Below are 4,973 nucleotides of genomic sequence, written 5' to 3'. Positions count from 1 at the left end.
CGTCGACCCCGCCGCCGGTTACGCGGAGAAGGAGCGGGCCGCCGTGCACCGCGTGATGCGGGAGCGGCGGGACATCCGTAACGGATTCCGGAACGACCCGATCCCGAACGACGTACTGCTGCGCGTCCTGGAAGCGGCCCACACCGCCCCCAGCGTCGGCCACTCCCAGCCCTGGGACTTCGTCGTCATCCGGTCCGCCGAGACCCGCGAGCGGATGCACGAGCTGGCGATGCGGCAGCGCGACGCGTACGCGAAGTCGCTGCCCAAGGCGCGCGCGAAGCAGTTCCGCGAGCTCAAGATCGAGGCGATCCTCGACACGCCGGTCAACATCGTGGTGACCGCCGACCCCACCCGCGGCGGCCGCCACACCCTCGGCCGGTACACCCAGCCGCAGATGGCCCCGTACAGCTCGGCGCTCGCCGTCGAGAACCTCTGGCTCGCCGCCCGCGCCGAGGGCCTCGGCGTCGGCTGGGTCAGCTTCTTCGACGAGCGCGAGATGGTCCGCGAGCTGGGCCTGCCCGAGCACCTGGAGGTCGTCGCGTACCTCTGCGTGGGGTACGTCGACGAGTTCCCCGAGGAGCCCGAGCTGATGCAGGCCGGGTGGTCCAAGCGCCGCCCGCTGTCCTGGGTCGTGCACGAGGAGACGTACGGGCGGCGCGCGCTGCCCGGCGCCGAGCCGCACGACCTGCTCCAGGAGACGCTGCAGGGCATCCGCCCGCTGGACGCCAAGGCGCTCGGCGACGCGTGGGAGCGGCAGAAGCGGATGACCAAGCCGGCCGGCGCGCTCGGCATGCTGGAGATCATCTCGGCGCAGCTGTGCGGCCTGTCGCGCAAGTGCCCGCCGCCCGTCCCGGAGCCCGCCGCGGTGGCGATCTTCGCGGGCGACCACGGCGTGCACGCGCAGGGCGTCACCCCCTGGCCCCAGGAGGTCACCGGCCAGATGGTCGCGAACTTCCTCGGCGGCGGCGCGGTCTGCAACGCCTTCGCGAACCAGGTCGGCGCGGAGGTCTGCGTCGTGGACGTCGGCGTGAAGTCCGAGCTGCCGGCCATGCCAGGGCTGCTGCCGCGCAACGTACGCCCCGGTACGGACGACATGACCGCCGGGCCCGCGATGTCCCGCGACGAGGTCCTCAAGGCCATCGAGGTCGGCATCGAGACCGCCCGCGACCTGGTGTCGGCCGGAAACAAGGCGCTGCTCACGGGCGAGATGGGGATCGCGAACACCACCGCTTCGGCGGCCCTGATCTCCGTGTACGCGGAGGCCGACCCGGCCGAGGTCACCGGTCGCGGTACGGGCATCAACGACGAGACGCACGCCCGCAAGGTCGACGTCGTCCGCCGCGCCCTGGAGCTGCACAAGCCGGACCCGGCCGACCCGATCGGCGTCCTCGCGGCGGTCGGTGGTCTGGAGCACGCCGCGCTGGTCGGCCTGATCCTCGGCGGCGCCTCGCTGCGTACGCCGGTGATCCTCGACGGCGTCAGCACCGGCGCCGCGGCCCTGGTGGCCCGGGCCATCGCCCCCGAGGCGCTGGCCGCCTGCATCGCGGGCCACCGCAGCGCCGAGCCCGGCCATGTCGCGGCCCTGACCAAGCTGGGCCTGCGCCCGCTGGTCGACCTCGACCTGCGCCTCGGCGAGGGCACCGGCGCCCTGCTCGCGCTGCCGATCGTGCAGAGCGCGGCCCGCGCGATGCACGAGGTGGCCACGTTCGACTCCGCCGGAGTCACCGAAAAGGGCTGATCCCTCCCGGGCCGTCCGGCCCGCCCGCGCATGACCGCCGGCCCGCAGCCAAATAGGCTGTGGGCCGGGACGCGTGGCCGCCGCACCGGCCGCACCACCACTCTCACGCCGCTCCAGCGCCGAAGCGGCCCCGCATCACCCGCACAAGGAGCCGTACCGCCATGGCCGTTCCCTCCGAGCACGCCGCTTATCCCGTCGGCCTGCGCCTGACCGGCCGCCGGGTCGTGGTGCTGGGCGGCGGCCAGGTCGCCCAGCGCCGGCTGCCCGCGCTGATCGCCGCCGGCGCCGAGATCCTGCTGATCTCGCCGTCCGCCACCCCCTCCGTCGAGGCCATGGCGGACGCCGGCGAGCTGACCTGGGAGCGTCGTGGCTACCGGCCCGGCGACCTCGCGGACGCCTGGTACGCGCTGATCTCCACCGACGACGACGCGGCCAACGCCGCCGCCTCCCAGGAGGCCGAGGAGAACCGCGTCTGGGCCGTACGCTCCGACGACGCCGAGGCGGCCACCGCCTGGACGCCGGCCACCGGCCGCACCGAGGGCGTCACCGTCGCCGTCCTCAACACCGAGGGCGCGGGCCGCGACCCGCGCCGCGCCGCCGCCGTCCGTGACGCCATCGTCGAGGGCCTGCGGGACGGCACGATCGCCGCACCGCACCACCGCCGCCGTACCCCCGGCGTCGCGCTGGTCGGCGGCGGTCCCGGCGACCCCGACCTGATCACGGTGCGCGGCCGCCGGCTGCTCGCCGAGGCCGACGTGGTGATCGCCGACCGGCTCGGCCCCCGCGACCTGCTGGACGAGCTGCCGCCGCACGTCGAGGTCATCGACGCGGCGAAGATCCCGTACGGCCGGTACATGGCCCAGGAGGCCATCAACCAGGCGCTCATCGAGCACGCGCAGGCCGGCAAGGCCGTGGTCCGCCTCAAGGGCGGCGACCCGTTCGTCTTCGGGCGCGGCATGGAGGAGGCCGAGGCGCTGGCCGAGGCGGGCATCACCTGTACGGTCGTGCCCGGTATCTCCAGCTCCATCAGCGTCCCGGGCGCAGTCGGCGTGCCGGTCACGCACCGCGGCGTGGCGCATGAGTTCACCGTGGTCAGCGGCCATGTCGCGCCGGACGACCCGCGCTCGCTGGTCGACTGGGCGTCGCTCGCCAAGCTGCGCGGCACGCTGGTGATCCTGATGGGCGTGGACAAGATCGCCGCGATTGCCGCGGCCCTCGTCGAGCACGGCCGCGGCGCCGACACCCCGGTCGCCGTGATCCAGGAGGGCACGATGGCCACCCAGCGCCGCGTCGACGCCACGCTGGAGACCGTCGGGGCACGGGTCAAGGAGGAGGACGTCCGCCCGCCGGCTGTGATCGTCATTGGCGACGTGGTGAACGCGGCGAAGACCTTCGCCCCGGGAAACTGAAACGCCGAGGAGGACCGCCACCCCGGCAAGCCGAAGCCCCGAAGTGACGCTTCTCCACCTGGCCCCCCTTTGACTGGGGTTATACAGGGGTGGGGGCGCGAGCAGTGGGTTGTCCACAGGGCAGCCCGCCTCGTGGTCCACAGGGCAGCCCGCCCTCGTTGTCCACAAGGCAGCCGGCTTACGTGTCCGCAAGGCGGCCCTCTTCCGTACGGCAGTCATTCCGGAAGCCGTTTCGGCAGCTGACCGTAACCGCAGGTAACAAATGCGGTCCCCGGCATGGGAACCGCGACGACGACAAGGCACGATCGACCCGTGGCAGACATCATCACCGTCGACGACCCCGACGACCCCCGGCTGCGCGACTACACCGGCCTCACCGACGTGGAGCTGCGGCGGCGCCGCGAACCGGCCGAGGGACTGTTCATCGCCGAGGGCGAGAAGGTGATCCGGCGCGCCAAGCACGCCGGGTACGAGATGCGCTCCATGCTGCTCTCCGCCAAGTGGGTCGACGTCATGCGCGATGTGATCGACGAGGTACCGGCCCCGGTGTACGCGGTGGACCCCAAGCTCGCCGAACAGGTGACCGGCTACCACGTGCACCGGGGCGCGCTCGCCTCCATGCAGCGCAAGCCGCTCCCCGAGGCGGGCGAGCTGCTCGCCTCCGCGCGCCGCGTCGTCGTCATGGAAGCGGTCAACGACCACACCAACATCGGCGCGATCTTCCGCAGCGCGGCGGCGCTCGGCATGGACGCCGTACTGCTGTCACCGGACTGCGCCGACCCGCTGTACCGGCGGTCGGTGAAGGTGTCCATGGGGGCGGTGTTCTCCGTACCGTACGCGCGCCTGGAGCAGTGGCCGCGCAGCCTCGAGACCGTACGGGAGGCGGGCTTCAAGCTGCTCGCGCTCACGCCCGACGAGAAGGCCACCGCCATCGACGAGGCCGCGCCGCACAGCTTGGAGCGGGCCGCGCTGATGCTCGGGGCCGAGGGCGACGGGCTGTCCCGGCAGGCCCTGGTCGCGGCGGACGAATGGGTCCGCATCCCGATGGCGCACGGCGTCGACTCGCTGAACGTCGGCGCGGCCGCCGCGGTTGCCTTCTACGCGGTGGCGACGGGGCGGCCGGGCACGGCCTGAGCCGCGTACTCGGGAACGGCCTGAGCTGTGTACTGGGCACTCGGGGACGGCCTGAACCGCGTACTCGGGGACGGCCCGGGCCGCGTACCGGGTATTCGGTGCTCGGGGCCGGTCTGAGCCTCGTACTACGGGTGAGGATGCGGGCCGGCGTCCGCCGACGTGCCCGGCGCGTGAGCGTCCGACGACGCACCCGGCACCTGAGCGTCCGTCGCGTGCGTGCCCTGCCCGTGCGCCGAGCCCAGTACGCCCAGCCCGCGCGTGGGGCCCTGGCAGCCCTGGGCCGCCGCGATGCCCAGTGCCACGAGCAGTGTCACCGTCACGAACACGATGAGCCGCTGGCGCAGCAGTCTGCGGTCCGGGCCCGCCGGGCGGCGGCCGCCCGAGGTCGGCCTGGCCGGACGTGAACCGTTTCGCCCCGCCGACCGCGCGCCGGGCACCCGGCCCGAGGAGCGGCCGCCGGAGCGCCCGTTGGAGTGCGGGCCCGAGGACCGGCCGTTCGATCCGGGCGCCGCTGACCTGCCGTTGGACCCGGGGCCCGAGCGTCCGTTGGAGCCCGCGGGGCCGTCCGGCCGTTGGATCCGGACGAGGCCGAGCGGCCGTTGGAGCCCGCGGGCGCGGACCGGCCGTTGGAGCCGGAGGAGGTCGAGCGGCCGTTCGAGCCCGCCGGTGCCGACCTGCCGTTGGAGCCCGCC

Annotated in this window: 4 protein-coding genes; 3 read left to right on the top strand and 1 reads right to left on the bottom strand. The window is 73.9% G+C overall.

Annotated features, from left to right (window positions below):
- The 3 genes from cobT to CCS38_RS15385 all read left to right on the top strand — a co-directional run.
- Positions 1-1,738 (top strand): nicotinate-nucleotide--dimethylbenzimidazole phosphoribosyltransferase (gene cobT, locus CCS38_RS15395; RefSeq protein ID WP_223733835.1); only part of this gene is annotated, 1,738 nt, incomplete at its 5' end.
- Positions 1,739-1,899: 161 nt separating this feature from the next.
- Positions 1,900-3,147 (top strand): uroporphyrinogen-III C-methyltransferase, encoded by a 1,248-nt coding sequence (gene cobA / locus CCS38_RS15390; protein ID WP_223733834.1) that lies wholly within the window; start codon positions 1,900-1,902, stop codon positions 3,145-3,147.
- Positions 3,148-3,459: 312 nt separating this feature from the next.
- Positions 3,460-4,281, top strand: a complete 822-nt coding sequence (locus tag CCS38_RS15385; protein ID WP_223733833.1) for a TrmH family RNA methyltransferase — start codon at positions 3,460-3,462, stop codon at positions 4,279-4,281.
- Positions 4,282-4,406: 125 nt separating this feature from the next.
- On the opposite strand, the gene CCS38_RS35545 is transcribed toward CCS38_RS15385, so the two are convergent.
- Positions 4,407-4,601 (bottom strand): hypothetical protein, encoded by a 195-nt coding sequence (locus CCS38_RS35545; protein WP_308050800.1) that lies wholly within the window; start codon positions 4,599-4,601, stop codon positions 4,407-4,409.
- Positions 4,602-4,973: the final 372 nt, after the last annotated feature.

This window comes from Streptomyces purpurogeneiscleroticus (assembly GCF_020024005.1).
Classification (GTDB): Bacteria; Actinomycetota; Actinomycetes; order Streptomycetales; family Streptomycetaceae; genus Streptomyces; species Streptomyces purpurogeneiscleroticus.
This window is presented reverse-complemented; position numbering and strand designations above follow the sequence as displayed.

Bases quoted from the DNA above. Each gene is read 5' to 3' on its own strand.
- cobA (WP_223733834.1), top strand. From the start codon at position 1,900: ATGGCCGTTCCCTCCGAGCACGCCGCTTATCCCGTCGGCCTGCGCCTG.